Source organism: Moorena sp. (assembly GCF_982860115.1).
In genome coordinates this window covers 14,795-34,919 of the sequence record NZ_CEYLVT010000003.1, presented here as the reverse complement: position 1 = coordinate 34,919, position 20,125 = coordinate 14,795, and the positions used below count along the sequence as shown (strand labels likewise).

16 protein-coding genes are annotated in these 20,125 nt (G+C 42.4%); 7 read left to right on the top strand and 9 right to left on the bottom strand.

The annotated features are described in order from the left end of the window. Positions 1–138: 138 nt before the first annotated feature. The 4 genes from AC4II3_RS01090 (at position 139) to AC4II3_RS01075 (ending at position 8,704) form a co-directional block, all read left to right on the top strand. Positions 139–573 (top strand): helix-turn-helix domain-containing protein, encoded by a 435-nt coding sequence (locus AC4II3_RS01090; protein WP_488007145.1) that lies wholly within the window; start codon positions 139–141, stop codon positions 571–573. Then, positions 566–748, top strand: a complete 183-nt coding sequence (locus AC4II3_RS01085; protein ID WP_488007143.1) for a hypothetical protein — start codon at positions 566–568, stop codon at positions 746–748. The genes AC4II3_RS01090 and AC4II3_RS01085 overlap by 8 nt, the downstream gene beginning before the upstream one ends. 1,356 nt (positions 749–2,104) lie before the next feature. After that, complete coding sequence (locus tag AC4II3_RS01080) at positions 2,105–6,523, top strand: two-partner secretion domain-containing protein (protein ID WP_488007141.1); 4,419 nt, start codon at positions 2,105–2,107, stop codon at positions 6,521–6,523. A 1,071-nt stretch (positions 6,524–7,594) separates the two neighbouring features. After that, on the top strand, positions 7,595–8,704 hold the full coding sequence (locus AC4II3_RS01075; protein ID WP_488007139.1) for a tetratricopeptide repeat protein: 1,110 nt from the start codon (positions 7,595–7,597) through the stop codon (positions 8,702–8,704). 8 nt (positions 8,705–8,712) lie between these two features. Here the strand turns inward: AC4II3_RS01075 and AC4II3_RS01070 are convergent, their stop codons facing one another. Further along, positions 8,713–9,207, bottom strand: a complete 495-nt coding sequence (locus AC4II3_RS01070) for a hypothetical protein (RefSeq protein WP_488007138.1) — start codon at positions 9,205–9,207, stop codon at positions 8,713–8,715. 484 nt (positions 9,208–9,691) lie between these two features. Here AC4II3_RS01070 and asnS point away from each other — a divergent pair, with 484 nt between their 5' ends. Further along, a complete protein-coding gene (gene asnS / locus AC4II3_RS01065; RefSeq protein WP_488007136.1) occupies positions 9,692–11,080 on the top strand; it encodes an asparagine--tRNA ligase in 1,389 nt (462 codons plus the stop codon). 95 nt (positions 11,081–11,175) lie between these two features. On the opposite strand, the gene gifA is transcribed toward asnS, so the two are convergent. The 4 genes from gifA to AC4II3_RS01045 all read right to left on the bottom strand — a co-directional run bounded on the left by gifA (position 11,176) and on the right by AC4II3_RS01045 (position 15,252). Further along, a complete protein-coding gene (gene gifA, locus AC4II3_RS01060; protein ID WP_488007134.1) occupies positions 11,176–11,376 on the bottom strand; it encodes a glutamine synthetase inactivation factor IF7A in 201 nt (66 codons plus the stop codon). A gap of 123 nt (positions 11,377–11,499) precedes the next feature. After that, positions 11,500–12,591, bottom strand: coding sequence for a glycosyltransferase family 4 protein (locus AC4II3_RS01055; RefSeq protein ID WP_488007132.1), 1,092 nt, complete (start codon positions 12,589–12,591; stop codon positions 11,500–11,502). Between the two features lie 164 nt (positions 12,592–12,755). After that, positions 12,756–13,991: a HEAT repeat domain-containing protein gene (locus tag AC4II3_RS01050; RefSeq protein WP_488007130.1), complete on the bottom strand. Its 1,236-nt coding sequence runs from the start codon at positions 13,989–13,991 to the stop codon at positions 12,756–12,758. Between the two features lie 283 nt (positions 13,992–14,274). Continuing rightward, positions 14,275–15,252 carry a DMT family transporter gene (locus AC4II3_RS01045; RefSeq protein ID WP_488007128.1) on the bottom strand — a complete coding sequence of 326 codons (978 nt, stop codon included), beginning with the start codon at positions 15,250–15,252 and terminating at the stop codon, positions 14,275–14,277. Positions 15,253–15,582: 330 nt separating this feature from the next. Between AC4II3_RS01045 and sppA the strand changes: the two genes are divergently transcribed. Together sppA and aroH are read left to right on the top strand one after the other, a co-directional pair. Further along, positions 15,583–16,407, top strand: coding sequence for a signal peptide peptidase SppA (gene sppA, locus AC4II3_RS01040; protein WP_293020347.1), 825 nt, complete (start codon positions 15,583–15,585; stop codon positions 16,405–16,407). Between the two features lie 75 nt (positions 16,408–16,482). After that, entirely contained in the window at positions 16,483–16,869 is a 387-nt protein-coding gene (gene aroH / locus AC4II3_RS01035; RefSeq protein WP_488007171.1) for a chorismate mutase, read from the top strand. A gap of 214 nt (positions 16,870–17,083) precedes the next feature. Here aroH and crtR read toward each other — a convergent pair whose 3' ends face one another. The 4 genes from crtR to AC4II3_RS01015 form a co-directional block, all read right to left on the bottom strand. After that, on the bottom strand, positions 17,084–17,986 hold the full coding sequence (gene crtR, locus AC4II3_RS01030) for a beta-carotene hydroxylase (RefSeq protein ID WP_488007126.1): 903 nt from the start codon (positions 17,984–17,986) through the stop codon (positions 17,084–17,086). Positions 17,987–18,473: 487 nt separating this feature from the next. Further along, on the bottom strand, positions 18,474–18,617 hold the full coding sequence (locus tag AC4II3_RS01025) for a hypothetical protein (protein ID WP_488007124.1): 144 nt from the start codon (positions 18,615–18,617) through the stop codon (positions 18,474–18,476). 622 nt (positions 18,618–19,239) lie between these two features. Continuing rightward, entirely contained in the window at positions 19,240–19,407 is a 168-nt protein-coding gene (locus tag AC4II3_RS01020; protein WP_488007122.1) for a hypothetical protein, read from the bottom strand. A gap of 82 nt (positions 19,408–19,489) precedes the next feature. After that, a complete protein-coding gene (locus AC4II3_RS01015; protein WP_488007120.1) occupies positions 19,490–19,759 on the bottom strand; it encodes a 1-acyl-sn-glycerol-3-phosphate acyltransferase in 270 nt (89 codons plus the stop codon). Between the last annotated feature and the right edge of the window lie 366 nt (positions 19,760–20,125).

The window sequence follows — 20,125 nt, the reverse complement described above, 5'->3', positions numbered from 1 at the left end:
CATACACTCTTTACCACCCCTAAAAAAGTAGCGCTATTAAAATTTCCGGTATCACTTTGTAAATTTTTGTAACAATTTTGCACAGACAGAAATAATGTGTTATAATAAGTATAGCGCTATTTAAAGGAGCAAAAAAAAATGACAGTGGTCGGAACTACCCAAGCAGCTTTTCTTCTAGGAATTTGTGTCCAACGAGTCCGTCAACTTCTCAAACATGGCAGAATTAAGGGCGCTCAAAAAGTTGGCAGATTTTGGCAAATTCCTCTATTTAATGGCTTGCCCAAGGTCAGTCCCGGTCGCCGTGGACCAAAGGGAACCTGGAGAAGAGGTTTCCAAAAGGTGGCCACTTACGTTCATGTCAACCAAAACGTCATTAGGCAAAATAAAAAGAACAACACCTACGAGCCTGTCCTAACCGTCAAACAAGGTAATCGCAACACCTACGGTCATTATGTAGAAATCAAAGGACCGTCTCGGTTGGTTTATCAACCTAATTGTCCCAAGGATTGTGGAGCTACAGTGTGGCTGGAAGTTGATCCTTCTGTGGAAATTTTGACTAAACGTTTTGGCTAGTTGGAAATTTCAGCAATTTTCGTTGGTGATGCGATTGGGCTACGGCCACGCTACGCGAGTCACCCGAAGCTTCCGCGCTTATGCGATGCTCGGTACGAGCCGCTACGCGATCGCGTTAAACCTTTTTGATCGCGCTATCATTGACATTGTTGTTTATCACTATAGAGTTAACTAAATAAATTTCCGTCCAATTCGTTGGCTATCGTGAATTTCAGCAATTTTTGATTACTCTCAGATTGGGTAACACTATCATTGAAATTGATTAGTAAAAGCGGTTGATCACTATGGCAGCAGTATTGAATTTTTCCCCTCAATCCTTTGATTGTCGTAAATTTCGGCAATTTTCGATTATCCTGAATTCCAACAATTTTGGATAATCACGATAGCGCTAGCTTGAGCAACAAAGCCGTGAAAATCCTTTACTGTCGGAAATTTCAGCAATTCGCGATCACGTTAGCTTGAGCAACTTCGGTAGTTATCGAAAATCACAGCAATTTCGATAATAACCTTCGCGCCTTGTTGAGCAACAAAGCGTGAAATTTGTTTACTGTCGGAAATTCCAGCAATTTGAAATAATCAAGATAGCGCCTTGTTGAGCAATTTCGGTAGTTATCGAAAATTCCAGCAATTTCGGATGATCACGATAGCGCTAGCTTGAGCAACAAAGCGTCAAATTCGTTTACTGTCGGAAATTTCAACAATTTTGGATAATCGCGATCGCCCTAGCAACAGCAGCAAAGCGTGAAATTCTTTTACTGTCGGAAATTTCAGCAATTTTCGATAATGTTGACTGTCGGAAATTTCAACAATTTTGGATAATCACGATCGCGCCTTGTTGAGCGATTTCGGGAGTTATCGAAAATTCCAGCAATTTGGGATAATCACGATACTGCGTTGGTTAAGCAACGCCCGATAGTTATCGAAAATTACAGCAATTTGGGATAATCATGATGGCGCTAGCTTCAGCAATTTCGGTGAAATTCGTTTACTTTCGGAAATTACAACAATTTTGGATAATCACGATAGCTCCTTGTTGAGCAATTTCTTTAGTTATCGGAAATTCCAGCAATTTTGGGTAATCACGATACTACTAGCAACAGCAACAAAGCCATGAAAATCCTTTACTGTCGGAAATTTCAACAATTTTATAAATAATGCTTTCGCGTAGCGGCTCCTACCGAGCATCGCATTATTAACTATAGCGCTAGCATTATGAGTTTCAGGCTAATTGATTCACTGTTGGAAATTGCAGCAATTTTGGATATGATTGGATGTTTTTTATCAGCAACTTTGGAGCAGCATTACCTGTAGCACCGGTTAACCTAATTTAACATAATTAACCTAATTTAACAAAAATTTATATCAAGAGTGGCAGGGATAGCTTTATAATTATAAATCATTCCTTGAACAAGGAATAACACCATCAAGTAACTATTAATAAAACTGATTAGCTATCACTAGGTTAATCAAAATCCGGTTAATCAATACTAACATAATATATCCCTGCCCAGGATCAGGATAAATCCTTGCCATGGCATTAAATGTCTTGAAACGGTATAACAGTCAGTTAGGTTTAGCGCTATGCTTAGCTATTAGTGGAGCCTACGCATTTTCAGTAAACCAAGCTAATGCCCAGATTACTCCTGATACTACTTTACCAGCAGCCGAAAGGTCTTTGTTTGATCAAAGCTCGGGTCAGATAAATGGAGAAATTGTTGATTTAATTAAAGGAGGAGCAATCCGAGATATAAACTTGTTCCACAGTTTCCTAGAGTTTAATGTGGGAGACGGTCAAAGGGTTTATTTTGCTAATCCAGCTGGGATTGAAAATATTCTGTCTCGGGTAACTGGTGCTAATCCCTCTAATATTTTTGGCACCTTGGGTGTGGATGGTGGCGCGAATTTGTTCGTGATTAATCCCAACGGTATTTTATTTGGGGATAAGGCGAAGCTAGATGTATCGGGTTCATTTGTGGGCACTACTGCTGATGGGATTGGGTTTGGAAATCAAGGAGTGTTTAGTGCGTCTAACCCAGAGCCTCCGTCACCATTGCTGACCGTTAATCCTAATGTGTTTTTCTTTAATCAAATTCCCGGCAATATTACCAGTCAAGCTAAGTTGGAGAAGCTAGCAGTTGATAACTTGTTGTTACTCGGTGGTGATATTGAGGTTATCGAAGATAGCAAGATTAGCACCAATCAAGGTGGTAATATTCTGTTAGCAGGATTGAGCGCACCGGGAGAAGTAGCATTAACTAAAAATGATAACAAGCTGGGTTTGGAGTTTCCGGATGCTGTCAAGAAAGGGAATGTTGTTATTAAAAATAGCGCTATAGAAACTATAGTAGCTAAAGATAGCGATGTTGATGGTGGCGACATTGGGATTATTACTGATTCTTTGGAAGTAGAAAACTCTGAAAAAGAGAAAGATAGGGGAATTTTTACTAAAGCTGATAGGAATAGTAAGAAAAGTGGTGATATTAGTATCAGTGCTGATAACTCGGTATTGATTAAGTCTACTGCTAGAGAAGAGCGCCAGGGAATCTTTTCGATAACAGAGAAAGAAGGTGGAGAAGGCGGAAAAATTACTATCGACGCTGACTCGTTGACAGTAGAGACGGCTCGAAGAGAGCAGGGAATCTTCACTATAACTAAGGTCAATGGTCAGAAAGGGGGTGATATTATAATCACCGCTGATGACTCAATTTCCATTATTGCTTCTCGTGACGGACGTCAGCATGGAATCTTTACCTTAACTGATCCTGAAGGTGGCACAGGAGGAAGTATTCAGATTACTGCTGGCTCCCTGACGGTAGAATCCAAGAAAGAAACACCAGGAATTTCAGCAATAACAAAGGGAGATGGTGATAGCGGTAGCATTACCATCAATGTCAGTGGTGATGTAGAACTGAAAAAGAAAGGTACCATTAGAACAGAACAAATTGAAAATAAAAAAGTAGATAAAAACGATAAAAAAGGCCGCCCCGGAGATGTCTTATTAAATGTCTTGGGCAATGTTACCCTCAATGATAGAAGTAGAATTCAGATATTTAATGGAGGCGCAGCAGATGGGGGGAAAATTACCATCTTGGCTGGGGGAGTAGTTGAGGTAAAATTCAGCAGCAAAATTGAGAATGTCGCTAAACAAAAATCTACAGGATCGAGCGGGGGTATTGATATCCAAGCTAAGTCCCTATTACTTGATTCTCGCAATCCGAGTGATCCTGAATCTAGGAGAGGTCAAGTCCAAATTACGGCTAAGACCGACAAAAAAACTAAGGGTAACGGCGGTCCGATAGACATCCGTGTGGGGTCACTGACGATGATTGGACCAAATAGAGCAGGCTCTAGTGGTATAAGGGCTAATACATCAGGAGCTGGAAACGCGGGGGCGATCAAAATCATAGTTGAAGGAGACTTCATCATGGAAGATCGTGCCAAAATTGAAGCGAAATCCCAAAGGGACGCTATAGGTGATGGTGGCAAGATAATCATTGAAGCTGGTTCACTTTTCTTGAGCAATATAAGCTTTATCACTGCTGAGGCTAAGAAGAGAAGTAAGGGAAACCCGGGAAGTATTCAAATAAAGGTTAACGATAAAATTGAAATTACTGGCCAAAGCAGCGCAATTAAAACTGATATAGATGAAGATGCGGGAAACAATCAAACCCTAGAGGAAGGAGGCGCTGCTAATATTACCATTGAAACTCGCTCTCTATCCATTAAAGATGGAGGAAGAATATCAGCTTCTACTCAGGGCAAAATTAAAGCAGGTGATATTAGAATCAATGCTAGGGATTTTGTGGAAATTTATGGGATTAAAAGAACCAGTCGCATATCCACGGAAACTAGAGAAGAATCTGAGGGTAAAGGAGGGCGTATTGAGATCACAACATCGAGCTTACGTCTATCAAATCGTGCAAGATTAGATGCTAAAAGCGAAAGTGACTTTCGTGGTGGTGATATCGAAATTGATGCCGATGAAGTGCAACTAACCGATGGTGCTGAAATCATCGCGACTTCCCAAAAAAAGGGAAATCCGGGAAATATCGAGATAGCAGCTAAAGATAAGATTGAGATTACCAACAGCGACATCCAAACTGTGGTAGAATTTGATGCAGGAAACCCAGAGCGCGCGGAAAACACCCCAGGAGGCGTTGGTAACATTACTATTAAAGCTCGCTCTCTATCCCTCAAAGATGGGAAATTAGAAGCTTTGAATCAGGGCAACCTTCCAGCAGCTAATATTACAGTCAATGCTACCGATTTTGTGGAAATTTCTGGGGTTAAAAGGCTCAGTGGCATATTCACTGAAACTAAACTAGGAAGCCAGGATCTTAGAGACAATAAGTCTACGGGAGGAACGATTGAGATCACGACGGGTAAATTAACCGTATCCAATGATTCATTTATAAGCACTCGCGGTATTGGTGGATTTCCTGGGGGTGATATCATAGTCGAGGCTAAGGAAGTAGAAGTCACCCAAGGTGCACAAATTCTTGCTAATGCCTTGAATACTAATGATGAGAATGATGGTAATGTTAGCAATGCTGGCAACATTAGGATCAATGCTTCAGAGCAAGTTATTGTTAGTGGAAGTGATCCAAACTCTTCACCAACTGTTGATAGGATCAAGGATAGACGGAAACAAAAACAAGAAGAGCTGGATAGGGAAGATCAGGAAATTAAAATAGAAACTGGTAAAATTCTCGCTCAGCGCGTTCACCTGGCTCAACTGGAAGAACAAAAGGATAAACTACCCGAAGAAGAAATAGAACAAAGAAGAGAAGATGCAAAACAAAGAAGAGAAGATGCAAAACAAAGAAGAGAAGATGCAAAACAAAGAAAAATCGAAATCGAACTTGAAGCTTCCAATGATATCCTTCTGATCCAAGATGATATCCCCCAGAGCAGGATTGCAGTTGCCGCCATTGGAGGTAACAATGCTGGAGACTTGACAGTAACAACCAAAAACCTTACTGTCGAAGATGGAGCACAAATATCAGTAAGTGCTGTCCCCTTAAATCAAGATAGTTTTCCAGATACCGAGGTGCCTGATAGTGAGCGAGGAGTAGCTGGCAAACTGACCATTAAGGCTGAGTCTCTCACCCTAGACAACGGCAAACTTCTAGCTGCTACTGGAAAAAATTCCGACAACAACCAACAAGATCAGGAAGCAGCAACTATCGATATCAATGTATCAGGATTGACAACACTTGATAACAATAGCCTAATCTTGGCTGATGCTACAGGTGATAAAGTCAAAGGAGGGAACATTACTATTGAAGGTGGATTTCTGATTCTATTACCCTCCGATGGTGAAACGGGTAACGATATCGTTGCTAATGCTCAACAAGGCCAAGGTGGAGAGATCAAAATCACCCTGCAAGGCTTATTCGGAAACTTCACCTCACAGCAAGGTCTGACTCGATTTAATGATATTTCTGCTATTAGTTTGACCGGGGATTTGTCTTTATCTGGATTGCTGGAGATCAATTCCGCAATTAATCCTGGCGATGATCCTGAAAACCTACCAACATCAACAGTTGACCCCTCAGAATTAATTGTTGCTAACTGTCCCAGGAGTGGAAAAGTAAGTGTAGATGAACTGGGTGAATTCATTGTTACTGGACGAGGTGGCTTACCCCCGAGTCCTCTAGACCCAATCAATCAACAGTCTATACTGGTAGATTGGATTACCCTTGATACTGAATCAGACAACATCGAAGAAGCTACCTCTACTCCTACTCCTGAAGTTAGTTACTTACCAATGAGAGGAAAACGTCGCACTGCCAATACTCCCACTCCTACTCGTCCTAAGAAGAAAATAGTGGAAGCTCAAGGTTGGACTGTTGGCGAAGATGGTACGATTATCCTGACGGCTGAACCGAATACTGTTACTCCTAAGAGTAATTGGTATAGTCCTAGGTCTTGTGGTAGCAAGGGTTGAGCCATCGAATAGATGTTGATTTTGGCGTTAACTTCAAGAAACGGGCAAGATGCCCATTCCACCTCTTAATGTTGGAAATTTCAACAATTTTCTAAGTTAGAGTTATTGATAAATAAGTATAGCGCTATTCAATCTTAACCAGATCAAGCGGTTGATAAGTATAGCGCTATTGTAATAGCTTCGAGGCCAATTGATGCACTGTTGGAAATTGCAGCAATTTTGGAAATGATCGGATTGACCTTAGGCCACGCTAAAAGCGATCACTTTCGATCTTACTCCTCAGATTCTTGATCCGTAGGCTCAGGTAAATCAAAAATAATAATAAATTTCCCATCAGGCATCAGTCGTTTGAGTGCCTGCAAGTGACCTTGACCAAAGGTCACGCTACGCGAACAGCATCAGACCGGTTCCGGTAACGACCAACAACGACCCGTTGCATTTGTGGCAATAGGTGAATGACCGCCCATGGATAGAGGCGTTGGGAGTAGGTCATAATTTTAGGTATCTCCTTAACTGGGGGACTAGAGCCAGCCCCAGAGCTTGCAAAATCCTGGCTGGCTCTTAACGTTTTCACGTCTATAATACTACTATAGCATATAAATAATCTTTTATTATAACATATTTTAAAAACTTTTGTAACAAACTTGTGAGGGAGCAGGGAGTAGGGAGCAGGGAGTAGGGGAGATAAGGGAGGTTTTAATTAGCGCTAGATAAATTCGGCCAAAGTATAGCGCTAATTAAAATCACTAACTTAATTATCCCAAATATCCCTTAAAACTTTAAAAAAGTCAGCGCTAGATAAATTCGGCCAAAGTATAGCGCTAATTAAAATCACTAACTTAATTATCCCAAATATCCCTTAGCCCTTAAAAAAGTCAGCGCTAGATAAATTCGCACAAAGTATAGCGCTAATTTAAATCACTAACTTAATTATCCCAAATATCCCTTAGCCCTTAAAAAAGTCAGCCCCTTAAAACCATAAAACTAGCGCTATACTATTAACAGGGTTCCAGTAGCGTATCCCTAGGAGCTACCTAATGTCTAACACTTGGTGATATCACACCTAACCCTATGCTTAAGCAAATTGCTGATGCCTTTGAGCACCATGATTATCAAACTGCTGCGCGATTAATTAAAAAACTTCTGAAGCAAGAGCCCAATAATCCCTGGACACAGCTTTATCTAGGACGGCTCCAGGAAGTCAGAGGTAAGCTACAAGCAGCCGAAAGAATCTATCGACAGTTACTGAAAGGAACACCTGTTCCTAAAATTATGGCGCAAGCTCGTCAGGGACTAGCACGCTTAGAAGCTAAAGCAAAACAACAGCGCCGAGAAGCCTTAGCCCAAGCAACTGCTGACCCTGATAGTAATCAATTGGGAGTATTAGTCCTAAAGCCGATCAGCCAACAAGACAAACCAAAAGCAGCTCAAAACTTAGCTCGCATCCTGGGGATAGACCCCTACACCGCAAGGCTACAGCTACCTACTAGAGGCTGGCGTTTATATCGCACTGGACCTGTGGGAGAACTTAAGTATTATGGCTCCTTACTGCGAGAAGCATCAATAAAATGTTTGTGGGCATCTGTAGCAGATATCAAAAGAATTAACATTTATCAAGTTAAGTATTTTTCTGACAGTAGTGACCAGGAAACTACTGTAGTATGTCACAACTCTCAGGGACAGTTGGGTTCTTTTAGCTTTAACTGGTCGGAAGTTACCCAACGAGTAGACGGACGGTTGCCTTTGTTTGAGAAGGTAGTAGACTTAGATGCGCGACGGAATTTAACTCGTAAAACCCAAACCTTAGACTATGCCATGGTTTGTGACTTGCATTTACCACAGCGCCACAGTATTCTCAGACTATGCGATCGCAATTATCAATTTCAGCAAGGAATTGCTCTAACCCTCAAGCCAGTTTCTCGTCAGAACAAGCAATCCCAAGACTCTCGTATACACCAAAGCACTACAAGAGTCAACTGGAACAACTTAGCTGATTATTTAAATGTTCGGCTACTTGAGAAACCAGTATGGTCTGACTTTACCACCTTTGCCCAAACTGCTCTAGACTACCAAGACCTGCTAGAAAAACTGGAGTCTCATATCGACTTATTTCGCCTGGTCGAGACTCCTTGGGATCCAGCATTTCAGTTGTATAGTGGATTAGTATTTCTTCAAAAATAACTAATCTATTAACGAGGGGTCTGCATCTGAGCAGCCATGTCCATAAACTTATTCATGCTAGGACCAGGACGACGACGAGGCATAATCATTGGTACGTATTTGGTGGCAAAGGTCGCTTCCGGTTGTCCTTTTGCCTTGTTATTCACAAGTGCTGCTGCTGAAGTGATTGCCGCTACTGGTGTTGGCTCAGGAGCAGCTGCCTTTTTTTTAGCTTCTGCTTCAGCTTGCTTCTTAGCCTTTGCTTCAGCCTTAGCCTTTGCTAGTTCTTCTTTCTTGGCTTGACGAGCAGATTTGGGCTTAGGAGCTTCAGTTGTTGCTACTGGGGTCGTGGTTTCTGCTGCTGCCTCAGCTGTTGCTACTGGGGTCGGAGTTTCCACTGTTGCCTCAGCTTTAGCCGGTTCTGGCTTCTGTTCTACCGCTGCTTGCTGGGGGGTGCTAGTGTCGCTTTCGTCTAGCTCCAGGTAGAAGCCCTTGGATTTTTTGCCCTTAAAGAAATTTACCATTTACAAATACCTCTCTAAATTAGTTTTAATGGAAGCTATTACCAGAGTGCGATGAAGCAAAGCTTCCGCCAAAGGCGATTAGCCCGAAGGGCTACGCTACGCGATCGCAACTGGGGCTACAAGCTTGGCGCAGGACACTAATCGGTAATCGGTAATCGGTAATCGGTAATCGGTAATTGTGCTTAATCCTTACTGATCACCTTTACCAACTAACCATTTACGACAAACCCAACTCTGTCCTGGCTTAAGTGAATAGCCTCACTAGTGATTTTGGGTGACTAGTCGTTTGATGAAACTTAACCAAACGTTGCATTTGTATAGTAATTATGAGTGAATCCTTCACTTATTGCAACAATTTAGAAACTTTTGTTCATCAAACTTTACATTAAGCCCTTGATAAGTATATTTACTTAGATATTTAGAGCTAAAGACCACCAGGTAATTTAGAAAAGTTTACGATTCTCTCAGAATTTTGGGGTAAGCTATGGAAATTCGACGGATTGCTGAAGTTTTGCGCAATGGTCAACCAGATCAGTCTTTGACCATTCAAGGCTGGGTACGGACAAAACGGGAATTAAAGGACTTTGCCTTCATGGAAGTCAACGATGGCTCCTCCATGGCAAATTTACAGGTAGTGCTCAATCCAGACTTGTCAGATTATGAGACTATCGTGAAGCAGCTTAATACTGGCTCATCAGTAGAAGTCACTGGTATACTAGTAGAGTCTCTTGGCAAGGGACAGCGAATTGAACTCAAAGCATCCTCGGTGACAGTGTATGGGGAAGCAGATGCCAATTATCCCCTACAGAAGAAACGCCACTCCTTTGAGTTTTTGCGCACCATTAGCCATTTGCGATCGCGTACCAATACCCTAGGTGCAGTGTTCCGAGTGCGGAATGCCTGTTCCAGTGCCATTCATCAGTTTTTTCAAGAACGAGGCTTCTTGTGGGTTCATACCCCAATTATCACCGCTAGTGACTGTGAAGGAGCGGGGGAGTTGTTCAGTGTCACTAACCTAGACTTAAACAACATTCCCAAAACCGATAATGAAGCAGTCGATTACACTCAGGACTTTTTTGGACGACCGACTTACCTGACTGTCAGTGGTCAATTACAAGCAGAAATTATGTCAATGGCGTTTCGGGATGTGTACACCTTTGGTCCTACATTCCGAGCCGAGAATTCTAATACCTCTCGACATCTAGCAGAATTTTGGATGGTGGAGCCTGAGATGGCATTCTGCGATTTGAAGGGGGATATGGATTTAGCAGAAGCCTTTCTCAAGCATGTATTTAAGTCAGTATTGGAAAACTGTCCAGAAGATCTGGAATTTTTCAACAAGCGGATAGATAACAATGTTCTCGCTACTGCTGATAATATTATCAATAATCAGTTTGAGCGGATTACTTATACAGATGCGATCGCATTACTGGAGAAAACGGATCGTAAGTTTGAGTATGAGGTAAGTTGGGGTGTAGATTTGCAGTCAGAACACGAACGGTATCTAGCCGAAGAGTTGTTTAAAAAGCCCGTCATTGTCACGGATTATCCAGTAGAGATAAAAGCCTTTTATATGCGCTTAAACGAGGACGAAAAGACTGTAGCAGCAATGGATGTGCTTGCGCCTAGGATTGGGGAAATTATCGGTGGTGCTCAGCGGGAAGAACGGCTGGATATATTAGAGAAGCGAATTCAGAATCAGGGCATGAATCCAGAAGATTTATGGTGGTATTTAGATTTGCGACGTTATGGTACAGTGCCCCATGCTGGATTTGGTTTGGGATTTGAGCGATTGGTGCAATTTATGACTGGTATGGCAAATATTCGGGATGTAATTCCGTTTCCCAGAACTCCGTTGAGTGCGGAGTTCTAAAAAATAAAACTATGGTTGGTTCTGCCCACAGCCATTGATGCAAATATGGGTAGTGCTAAAGATTTAGCACTACCCAAAACTATATTGACAGAGTACTAGCTAAGTGAAGCATTGCTACGATCATAAGTAGAGCGGAAACTAGGATGGGGTTTACCTTGGATAGTACCCCAGTAGTCAGGATCTAAGCTATCTAGTCCTACTTCGGAAGCCACGCGACCGAGCATAGATTGCTGACGATTTTTGATCATGTGATGGTGATTCATCATCAGAGCCCTAGCTTTTTCTTGAGTAGACATTTTCCTTTCTCCGATTGCTTATAGAAGATTGTGATGGAATTAATTTCCCTTACATTTATAACTATATCACTTATTTCTGTATCAAAAACTACAAAATTACTTTTATTTACAAATCTTAAGAAACTAGCCACTATCACCACTGTCCTTCAAAATATCCCAGAGCCACTGCTCTACGCGATCGCCCATGGCCTGATTAGAGTATTTAACTTCCAGGAGGCGACGGCATTCACGGCGGTCAATTCTATCCAAGTTTCCCAAGGCTTCTACCAAGCCTTCCACAGAATCGGGTTCTACCAAAAAGCCATTTTTACCATCTTCGATAATTTCTGCTGATCCACCACGGTCATAGGAAATGACTGGCACTCCACAAGCGAGGGCTTCCATTGCCACAGTACTAAATGCTTCCACCCAATGAGGGGTCATAAGTAAAGCTCGACACTGGCGCAAGTGTTTTTGGAGTTGATCAGTTGGCAGAAAACCCAGGTATTCTAGAGGGGCATTGGGGTAATCTTGAAGAATCTGCTGCCAATACAGTTTATTTTGTATAAGACCCATAATTTTTAGTGGCGTAGCCGTGAAATCGGATGCTGCCACTGCATCTTCTAAGCCTTTTTCTGGAGAAATTCGACCCACCCAGCCGACCCAGGGTGAGGGAGAGTCACAAAAGGAATAGACAGACAAATCAATGCCATTTCCCAAACAACGACAGCGATTCTTGAAGGAAAATGTTGCCCCTTGAGCCATTGAATGAACCCCGATTCTGCCAGGGAAATTAATGGCAACTTGTTCGATGATCTGATCCATCGCCTCGGTTAATGAACCCATACTCACTAGGTGAGCAATGGGACAACTGAAAAAGGGGGTTAGGTAAAACGGTAACCAGTCGTAGGCAAAGTTGACAATCAAGTCATAGTGGGTTTGAACTTGTCGCCCATAGTCCCACATATTAGCCAATACCGAGGATGGGGGGATGATAGTAGGAGTCTCTCTTGTTTGAGTTTGAATACTAGTTTCGAGAACACCATCAATTTCTACCAGAGGCATTCCCCAAGCTGTAGATCCTTTAGTTGCCACAATTGTGATCCTGTGACCCCGATTAATCAATTCCGTAGCAATGTTACGTACAGTCAACTCAACCCCACCACCTAACCCTGAACCCAACGGACCAACTGGGGTGGAAACTAATAGCAATTTCAGGGAATTTAATTGGCTCATTAATTTAAAATTAACCCTGGTAATTTGATAATTAAAACTATAATTATCAACTTTAAATTAATTAATCAAACGTTGATTTTAAATCTCTTACACCACGATAAGTAAAGCTTATGAAATTTTTATTACTTCCAATTATAACACGTTAATTACCCGAAGTTCCCTAACTAGTCGCTATTATCTTGGTAATGGTTTGACTGATTTTCTGATGAATTCAGGGAATGTTGTGCTGGTGGCAAACTATCCAAATTAGCGGGAGGGCGCATTTTATTAAACTGATCGATTGCCCATTTTGCCGTTTCTCGCACTTCTGAATCCGGGTCATCCGTAGCGTGACGCAACATATGTAAGACTTGATTTAGTAATTCATAAATTCGCGTTGCATCCCGAATCGCATTTTTCCGCACTTGGGGGTTGTCATCCTGCAAAGAAATGGCTAGGGCTTTGTTAATCGGTTTGAGGGTTTTGGTGCTAATTTGGGATAAGGCTTCCAAAATCAAGCCACGCTGCTTAGAATCAGAATCTAGCATTAAGTTGACTAGGGGCTTTACTGCCCTCGAATCCCCCTTTTGGGCTAATTCCCAGATAGCTTGTTGTCGCTTTTGTGGGTCTGGGTCTTCTAATTCTCTGATTAATTCCTCAACGATACTAAATTTAGTCAGACGAGTGGTGTTTTTGACATGTAAGGAATCAGCTAACGACTGAGGTTGGGAATTACTAGGATTGGCCACATCATAACTAACGCTATGGTTATCATCCCTTTGAAGACGGTGGTTTTGGGAGTCAGTTGACACTGGGACTTTGAGGTTATTGAGTCTAGGATCTTGTAAGACGTGATTTTCTGTGGAGGGCGCTAATTGTGAGTCTACCGGTCGTTTTGGTTTAGTGAACCACTTGAATAGGAAAAAACCACCACCAGCGATGATGATGGCTGGGATAATCAGCCATGATGACAGGCTCTTTTCCTCGGTGGAAGGTTCCGTAGTAGTCGGTTCGTCTGGGACTGATTGACCTGAGTTTGGAGCTGAACTCGTGCTGCTGGTTGCTGAACTCGTGCTGCTGGTTGTCGTCTTAGCACCGTAGGCTTGCTCTAATTCCTTCCTAGTAACCGAATCAACAATACCCAGTTTTCTCAATCCAATAGATTCTTGGAATAAAGCGACTGCTTTCTCTGTATCTTCACCATAAACACCATCTTCAAGTCCATCGTAGAAGCCAAGATGCTTGAGCTTGGCTTGCACAAGAGCCACCTCTTTGCCCCGACTCCCTTTGAGCAGAATTGGCTGGTCAGTTTCTGTGGCAGAAGTGGAAGATTGAGCGATTAGCAACGGCTCAGGGACGTTGTTGGGTGAAAATGCGTTCCCGTAGCGGTTCTTATGGAAAATCGCTTTTTCTAATTTCACCGCTAGGCTGGGTGCTGGGAACCAACCTAGGCAGTTCAAACATGTAGCTACAAGTATGATAGACCAATGGCGAGTCATAAAATTCTACAGGACTCGAATGTGAACGCCAATTCTAGCTTACGCACTTAACACACAACGCTCAATCCCATGTGTTTTAGTCGTTCGAGCAACAGAATTTCATCTCAATTGTATCCTGAACAGCTCAAGGAATGGGTTTCTGGTAGGATAGTAATACCTTCAATCAGGCTCACTGGTTGTTTCCACTGCCAGTTTTCCGCTCTGGCTAGCCGCTGTTGTTTGCCAGCCTTGCTTTGATCCGACTTGCTATTTGTTCGCGCTGATTGACTAGATAAATGCTAAGCAATGTCACGCACACACCAGTCCACTGTAGAGCACTGAGTACCTCAGACAACACTAAATTCCCAAATAGCAGGGCAAATACTGGTGTCAGAAAGGTTAAGCTACACAGACTAGTGAGATTCCCCTTGGAGGCAAAGTAGAAGAATATACCGTATGCGATCGCACTCCCGAAAACAGTGGAGTAAGCTAATGCGATCCAGCCAACTCCATCAATATTCACCCATTGCTGGGATTCTATGAGACTAGAGAGGGCAAATAACGGTAATCCTCCTAAGAGCATGTGCCAACCAACCGCAGCAACTGGGTCTGCATAGCGGCTGATCATGGGAACCATTACTGTTCCTACTGCCATGGAAAGGGATGCTAAGAGCATCAGCCACTCTCCATGATCAAACAGCTGTTCCCAGCTTAATTCTATAGCGTGAGCGTTGCCAGTAAAAAGGCTGAGAATCCATTGATCGGGGAAGCCAATCAAGCTGATTCCTACTATACCAAATCCTAGTCCTAACCAACCCCACAGTCCAATAAGTTCACCAAAGAGCAATGCTGATAGCAGGGCGACCACTAGGGGTTGACTATCAATCATCACCGAACCCAAACCCGCACCAGTGCTAACCAATCCCTGGGCTAGGAAACCCTGAAACATTGCCCCATCCACTAAGGCAAATACGCCAATCCACAGCCAGGCTAACCAACCTTTCGGCTGGGGGCGACCCATCACAGTTGCTGCTACTAATACTAAAACTCCTGCTGGTACTAACCGCACCCCAGCCATAAACAGAGGGGTTGTGTTAGGGATCACCCCTTTCATGGCTACCATAGCTGTACCCCATAGGAAAAAGGGGGAAATCAGCAGTAGTGACCCTATCGGTGGCAGTATTGTGTTGGCTTTGAGTTGCATAATCCTGATTTATGGTGAAGAACGAAAATAACCGACACTCAAGCAGCTTTCATAAATTTGATTTAGATATTGACTTTAGATATTGACTTGGCTCAGGAGCAGGGGGCTCAGGAGCACAGGCGTGAGTTTTGGAGTTTTTCGAGCTTACTGAATAACATACAATTTCAATGGGCGACAGATTAAACGAGCTTTTTCTATTTGCTTAAACACTTATTTACTTATTTACTTATTTATAGCCCCTGAGTAGCTAACCGTTTGAGAAAATGATGCAAACTATATATACAAGCTCCAGTAATCAGTTAAATCTAGACTAGATACTCACAATCACCTATGCCTTGGCCGTTTAAACGCAAATCTCTCAAACAAATTGCTCGAATTGAAATCACGGGGGCGATCGCTGGTGGTACCCGTAAACGGGTCCTCGAAGCCCTGAAAACTGTTGAAGAGAAGAAATTTCCCGTTTTACTATTACGGATTGACAGTCCTGGTGGTACAGTTGGGGATTCTCAGGAAATCTATAGCGCCTTGGTGAAGTTGCGAGAAAAGGTGAAGATAGTAGCTAGCTTTGGCAATATCTCCGCATCCGGGGGTGTTTACATTGGCATGGGAGCGGAACATATAGTAGCGAACCCTGGTACAATCACTGGAAGTATTGGTGTGATTCTGCGGGGAAACAATATAGAGCGCTTGTTGGATAAAATCGGTGTTTCCTTTAAGGTCATTAAGTCAGGTCCGTACAAAGATATATTGGCGTTTGACCGGGAACTGACTGAGCCGGAAAAAACTATTCTTCAAGAGTTGATCGATACCAGTTATCAGCAGTTTGTACAAACTGTTGCCCAGAGTCGCAAGCTAGATGTAGATGTGGTAAAAAGTTTTGCTGATGGTAGGATTTTTACTGGTGAGCAAGCACATAACTTGGGGGTGGTTGATCGCCTGGGAACTGAAGAAGATGCCCGTTGCTGGGCAGCGGAATTGGTGGGTCTTGACCCAGAGAAAACCAAGTCTTTCACCATCGAAGAACCCAAACCATTGTTGAGTCGCTTGCTACCGGGTAACCTTATTCGCAATAGATCTCAGATATCTGTTGGTATAGATTGGTTAGAGTTTGAACTATCAACTAGCGGTCAGCCCCTATGGTTGTACCGACCATAAGATAACATGGAGATTTGAGATTTTACACGCTTTGTGAAATCTCAAATCTCCCAGGGAAATTCGGAGGATCTTACCTTGCACTGGAGAGTTAGAGCAATTCGAGGCGCAACAACTGCCTCAGAAAATACAGTAGCAGCGATTCGAGAAGCAGTGATGGAACTGCTAGATGAACTCGAAGCTCATAATGAAATCGACCATCAAGAAATTATTAGTGCGATTTTCACCACGACCCGTGATTTGGATGCTAAATTTCCAGCTGCGATCGCACGAGAACGTCCGAATTGGGATCATGTTCCTTTACTTGATGTCCAACAGATGCATGTCGAGGGTAGCCTAGAGCGTTGTATCCGGTGTTTAATCCAAATCAACACTCCTGTTTCTCAACTTGAAATTTATCATCCCTATTTACGTCAGGCAAAAAATTTAAGGCCTGATTTGATCTTAGCTCAAGTCAACCGTTAGTTATCAGGTTATTTCTAATAACCACGCGGCTTCTAGCAATTAGCCAGTCGTAATTTAAAGTTGTCATTAGTCAAAATAAAATTGTTAATGGTCAATGGTCAATGCTTAATTAACAATTAACAATTAACAACTAACAATTAACAGCCATGGGATTTGATTTCCTGAAATGTATCAATGGTCAACCGTCCATGGTCAACCATCAACATAAAGATTTTCAGGTTGATTCCGTTTGTCTATCAGATGATTTGTGGTGGAAACGAATTCCTAAAAAGATGTCGTATATAAAGTTCCAAAAACTCTTTCGAGCCAGAAGTCCTAGAGATTGATCACAACCTTTTTCATCTAAAAGGGGTTTAACAGCACGGTAGGCGGGCTGATACTTGTACCAGGGTATGGTCGGCCACAGGTGATGAATTAGATGATAATTTTGTCCCATAATTAGCAGGTTGATGATGGGACTGGGGTAAATTCTAGCATTTTTCCAGCGATCACGTTCTTTAAATGGACGATGGGGCAAATAATCAAAGAACAATCCTAGGGCTATACCTACAACTAATGCTGGCACAAACCAATAGTTCATGATGTAGTCTAAAAAGCCGTATTGACAAGCAAGATATATGATGATGGCGATGAATAGACGGCTAAAAAACCACTCCCAGAGCTCATACTTACGCCACAAACGGCGCTTGAAAAAAAATATTTCGTGATAAAAAAAGCGAACTGCAATTAACCACAGCGGACCACCAGTGGAAACAAAATGATCGGGATCATTTTCGGGATCGTTAACATTGGCATGATGCTGCATATGAACCCGCGTGAACACTGGGAAGGTAAAACCTAACATCAGGGCGCTACCATGACCCATCAGGGCATTGACGTAACGGTTTTTGTGGGCAACATGGTGAGAGGCATCGTGAATGACTGTTCCTACCATGTGTAAGGCAAGGACATTAATGCTAAAGCAGCAAGCGTTAGGCAAATCCCAAAGCCAGTAACCACTGGTGGAACAGACCACCAAGATGATCGCCGCCACAAACATAAGTAACGTTAAGTTAAACTTATCCGGGGCACCCAAGAACTCCTTGGGTACTGTCAGCGGCTTGATGGCCTCCGACATACTTGTTTTTTCTCCTTTCTACTGTCTTTTGGTAGTATAAGGTAAAATTGCTAAATCATAAAGATTTGTTAAGATTAGAACTTCTAATCAGAAACTAAAGTCAATTTCAGGAAAACCACTCTCTTCACCAGGGGAGTCACCCTCCGGCACTGCTTGTGATACCCTTCTGCTTCTGCGAGGCACAGGGGTTTTCAACTGTCGAGCTGATAATCTTCTACAAGTTAACCTCTGTTTCAGCTAGCGATGCAGCAAGGTAACAGGGGAGCAAGTGTGCTCAAAGGGAGGCAGCGCTGACCTATGGGGGTTTCCACGGGGCTTTCAGCGATGCAGCGGTGTCAAATCAATTACCTTAATAAGAGGAGAGGCTTGTCTTGATGCAGCCCCTCCCCACTCGCGCTTTGCATCAAGAAAGCTCGTTGGTTAAAACAAGTAGCTCGGTTACTCAAAATAATCCGGTCAATCATATGGGGGGTTTTCAGAGCTACCTTCACGCACCAGACAGACTTCCTTTCGACTCACCATACAGATAAACGTCCTGTGAAGCTCCCTCGTTTAGTTCCGCTTCAATCAGGTTAACCACTACCCCTGCCAACTTCTCCAAGTTGCTTAAATCATCCGTTGGGTACCCCAAACAACGGAAATCAAAACCAGTTTCTCAATGTTGAGCCTGTACTGCCAACAGCTGACCCATTGGAACCATCTCTGGTAAATAAACAAATAGTGGATAATCACCGATTAGATTGTCCCGGACTCAATAAACACGAACAACTATTAACGTTTGGCATTGTTTACTTTCAGTATTAAGTCTTATAGCCATTAACATTTTTTTTCGTAATTATAACGAATAATGCTTCATATCAAAACAGCTTCATTATTGAATTATTAGTACATTTTATTGTATTGATTATATCTGCATTAAACTCAATAAATATTCACTATAAATATTATGTATAAAATTGGTAGTTTAAATTATGGTTATTGAGCAAGTTTTTAGTCAAGCATAAGTGAGACACTAACAAGCCCATTTTCTCCTTGAGTCTTAATACTTGATACTTCATACTTTATCCTTGATCCCCTGTACTAATCTAGCAATTTAATACCGGTAGATCTTACTAATGGAGCACATAATCTGTTTCCCTTGATAGTTCCGCTGTTTCTGTGTAATCCAATAGAAATGTCCAACTAATACTGCCAAACAGCGATGAATTACCATCGGATGCCAACTCATTTGTTCAAATCGGGGTTCAGATGGGTCAAACAAACGTAACGATCACAGCGGTATCACTGAGTGTACGATTTCTTCTTGGGAAGCGATCGCGCTTTAGGCGCGGCGCTGCCTGTTTAACTGATGTCCACAAAGCTAAGTGGGTAAAGCCTTTATGAAAGTTGCCTATTTCCAAAGGCTGAGTAAAATTCACCATTGGTTAGGCTCGGAGTATACAAACCCCAACCCAATGATCATGTTCGCGAAACTGACTTGCCTGTTGTAACAACGCCCACAGTCTATATTCTGGTTTTTATAGACAGAAACAACCCATCTGCTTGACAACCCACCCGCATCACTGGTGCTTGTCCCATGTCATGATCACAAGCAATGGGGATTCGTTGCCCCAAGGCTACCATCAACAACGGGACATCTAGAAAGCCACGATGGTTACTCACTACTACAACAGCAGATTTATGAGGAATGCGATCCTCATCGATATTGGAACAATTTATTCCCATTGCAGCAAGAAGGGCATCAGAAACCTGTAGTGGAAGATGGTCAGACATCAGTTTCAGTCATCAATTTCTAATATAGATTAACATTTCTTAACATTATTTTAAAAATATATCTATTGACAGATGCCTTAAAGTAGAGATAATCAGGTGCAAAACAACTAATGGTGATAGACTGCCAGTGACTACAAGTGTGTAGCTTGACACATTAGGCATTAAGCCAGTAGTAGAAAAAGCCTGTTAAATCTAAACTAGACTACTAACTTATGTTAATAATTAATTTTCCTTATAATCAAGTGACAGAAGGTGGCCTTGATTCCATTCCTTCAAGGGAGTGGGATAACTTATCGGCTGCTTATCATTACTCCTTACTCATAAGTAACAGACTAAGGAGTAATGACTCGAAACCCCACAACTAAA

Coding starts and splice junctions, on each gene's coding strand:
- AC4II3_RS01090 (WP_488007145.1), top strand. CDS start 139: ATGACAGTGGTCGGAACTACCCAAGCAGCTTTTCTTCTAGGAATTTGT.
- AC4II3_RS01080 (WP_488007141.1), top strand. CDS start 2,105: ATGGCATTAAATGTCTTGAAACGGTATAACAGTCAGTTAGGTTTAGCG.
- AC4II3_RS01075 (WP_488007139.1), top strand. CDS start 7,595: ATGCTTAAGCAAATTGCTGATGCCTTTGAGCACCATGATTATCAAACT.
- AC4II3_RS01070 (WP_488007138.1), bottom strand. CDS start 9,207: ATGGTAAATTTCTTTAAGGGCAAAAAATCCAAGGGCTTCTACCTGGAG.
- asnS (WP_488007136.1), top strand. CDS start 9,692: ATGGAAATTCGACGGATTGCTGAAGTTTTGCGCAATGGTCAACCAGAT.
- gifA (WP_488007134.1), bottom strand. CDS start 11,376: ATGTCTACTCAAGAAAAAGCTAGGGCTCTGATGATGAATCACCATCAC.
- AC4II3_RS01055 (WP_488007132.1), bottom strand. CDS start 12,591: ATGAGCCAATTAAATTCCCTGAAATTGCTATTAGTTTCCACCCCAGTT.
- AC4II3_RS01045 (WP_488007128.1), bottom strand. CDS start 15,252: ATGCAACTCAAAGCCAACACAATACTGCCACCGATAGGGTCACTACTG.
- sppA (WP_293020347.1), top strand. CDS start 15,583: ATGCCTTGGCCGTTTAAACGCAAATCTCTCAAACAAATTGCTCGAATT.
- crtR (WP_488007126.1), bottom strand. CDS start 17,986: ATGTCGGAGGCCATCAAGCCGCTGACAGTACCCAAGGAGTTCTTGGGT.
- AC4II3_RS01020 (WP_488007122.1), bottom strand. CDS start 19,407: ATGGTGAATTTTACTCAGCCTTTGGAAATAGGCAACTTTCATAAAGGC.
- AC4II3_RS01015 (WP_488007120.1), bottom strand. CDS start 19,759: ATGTCTGACCATCTTCCACTACAGGTTTCTGATGCCCTTCTTGCTGCA.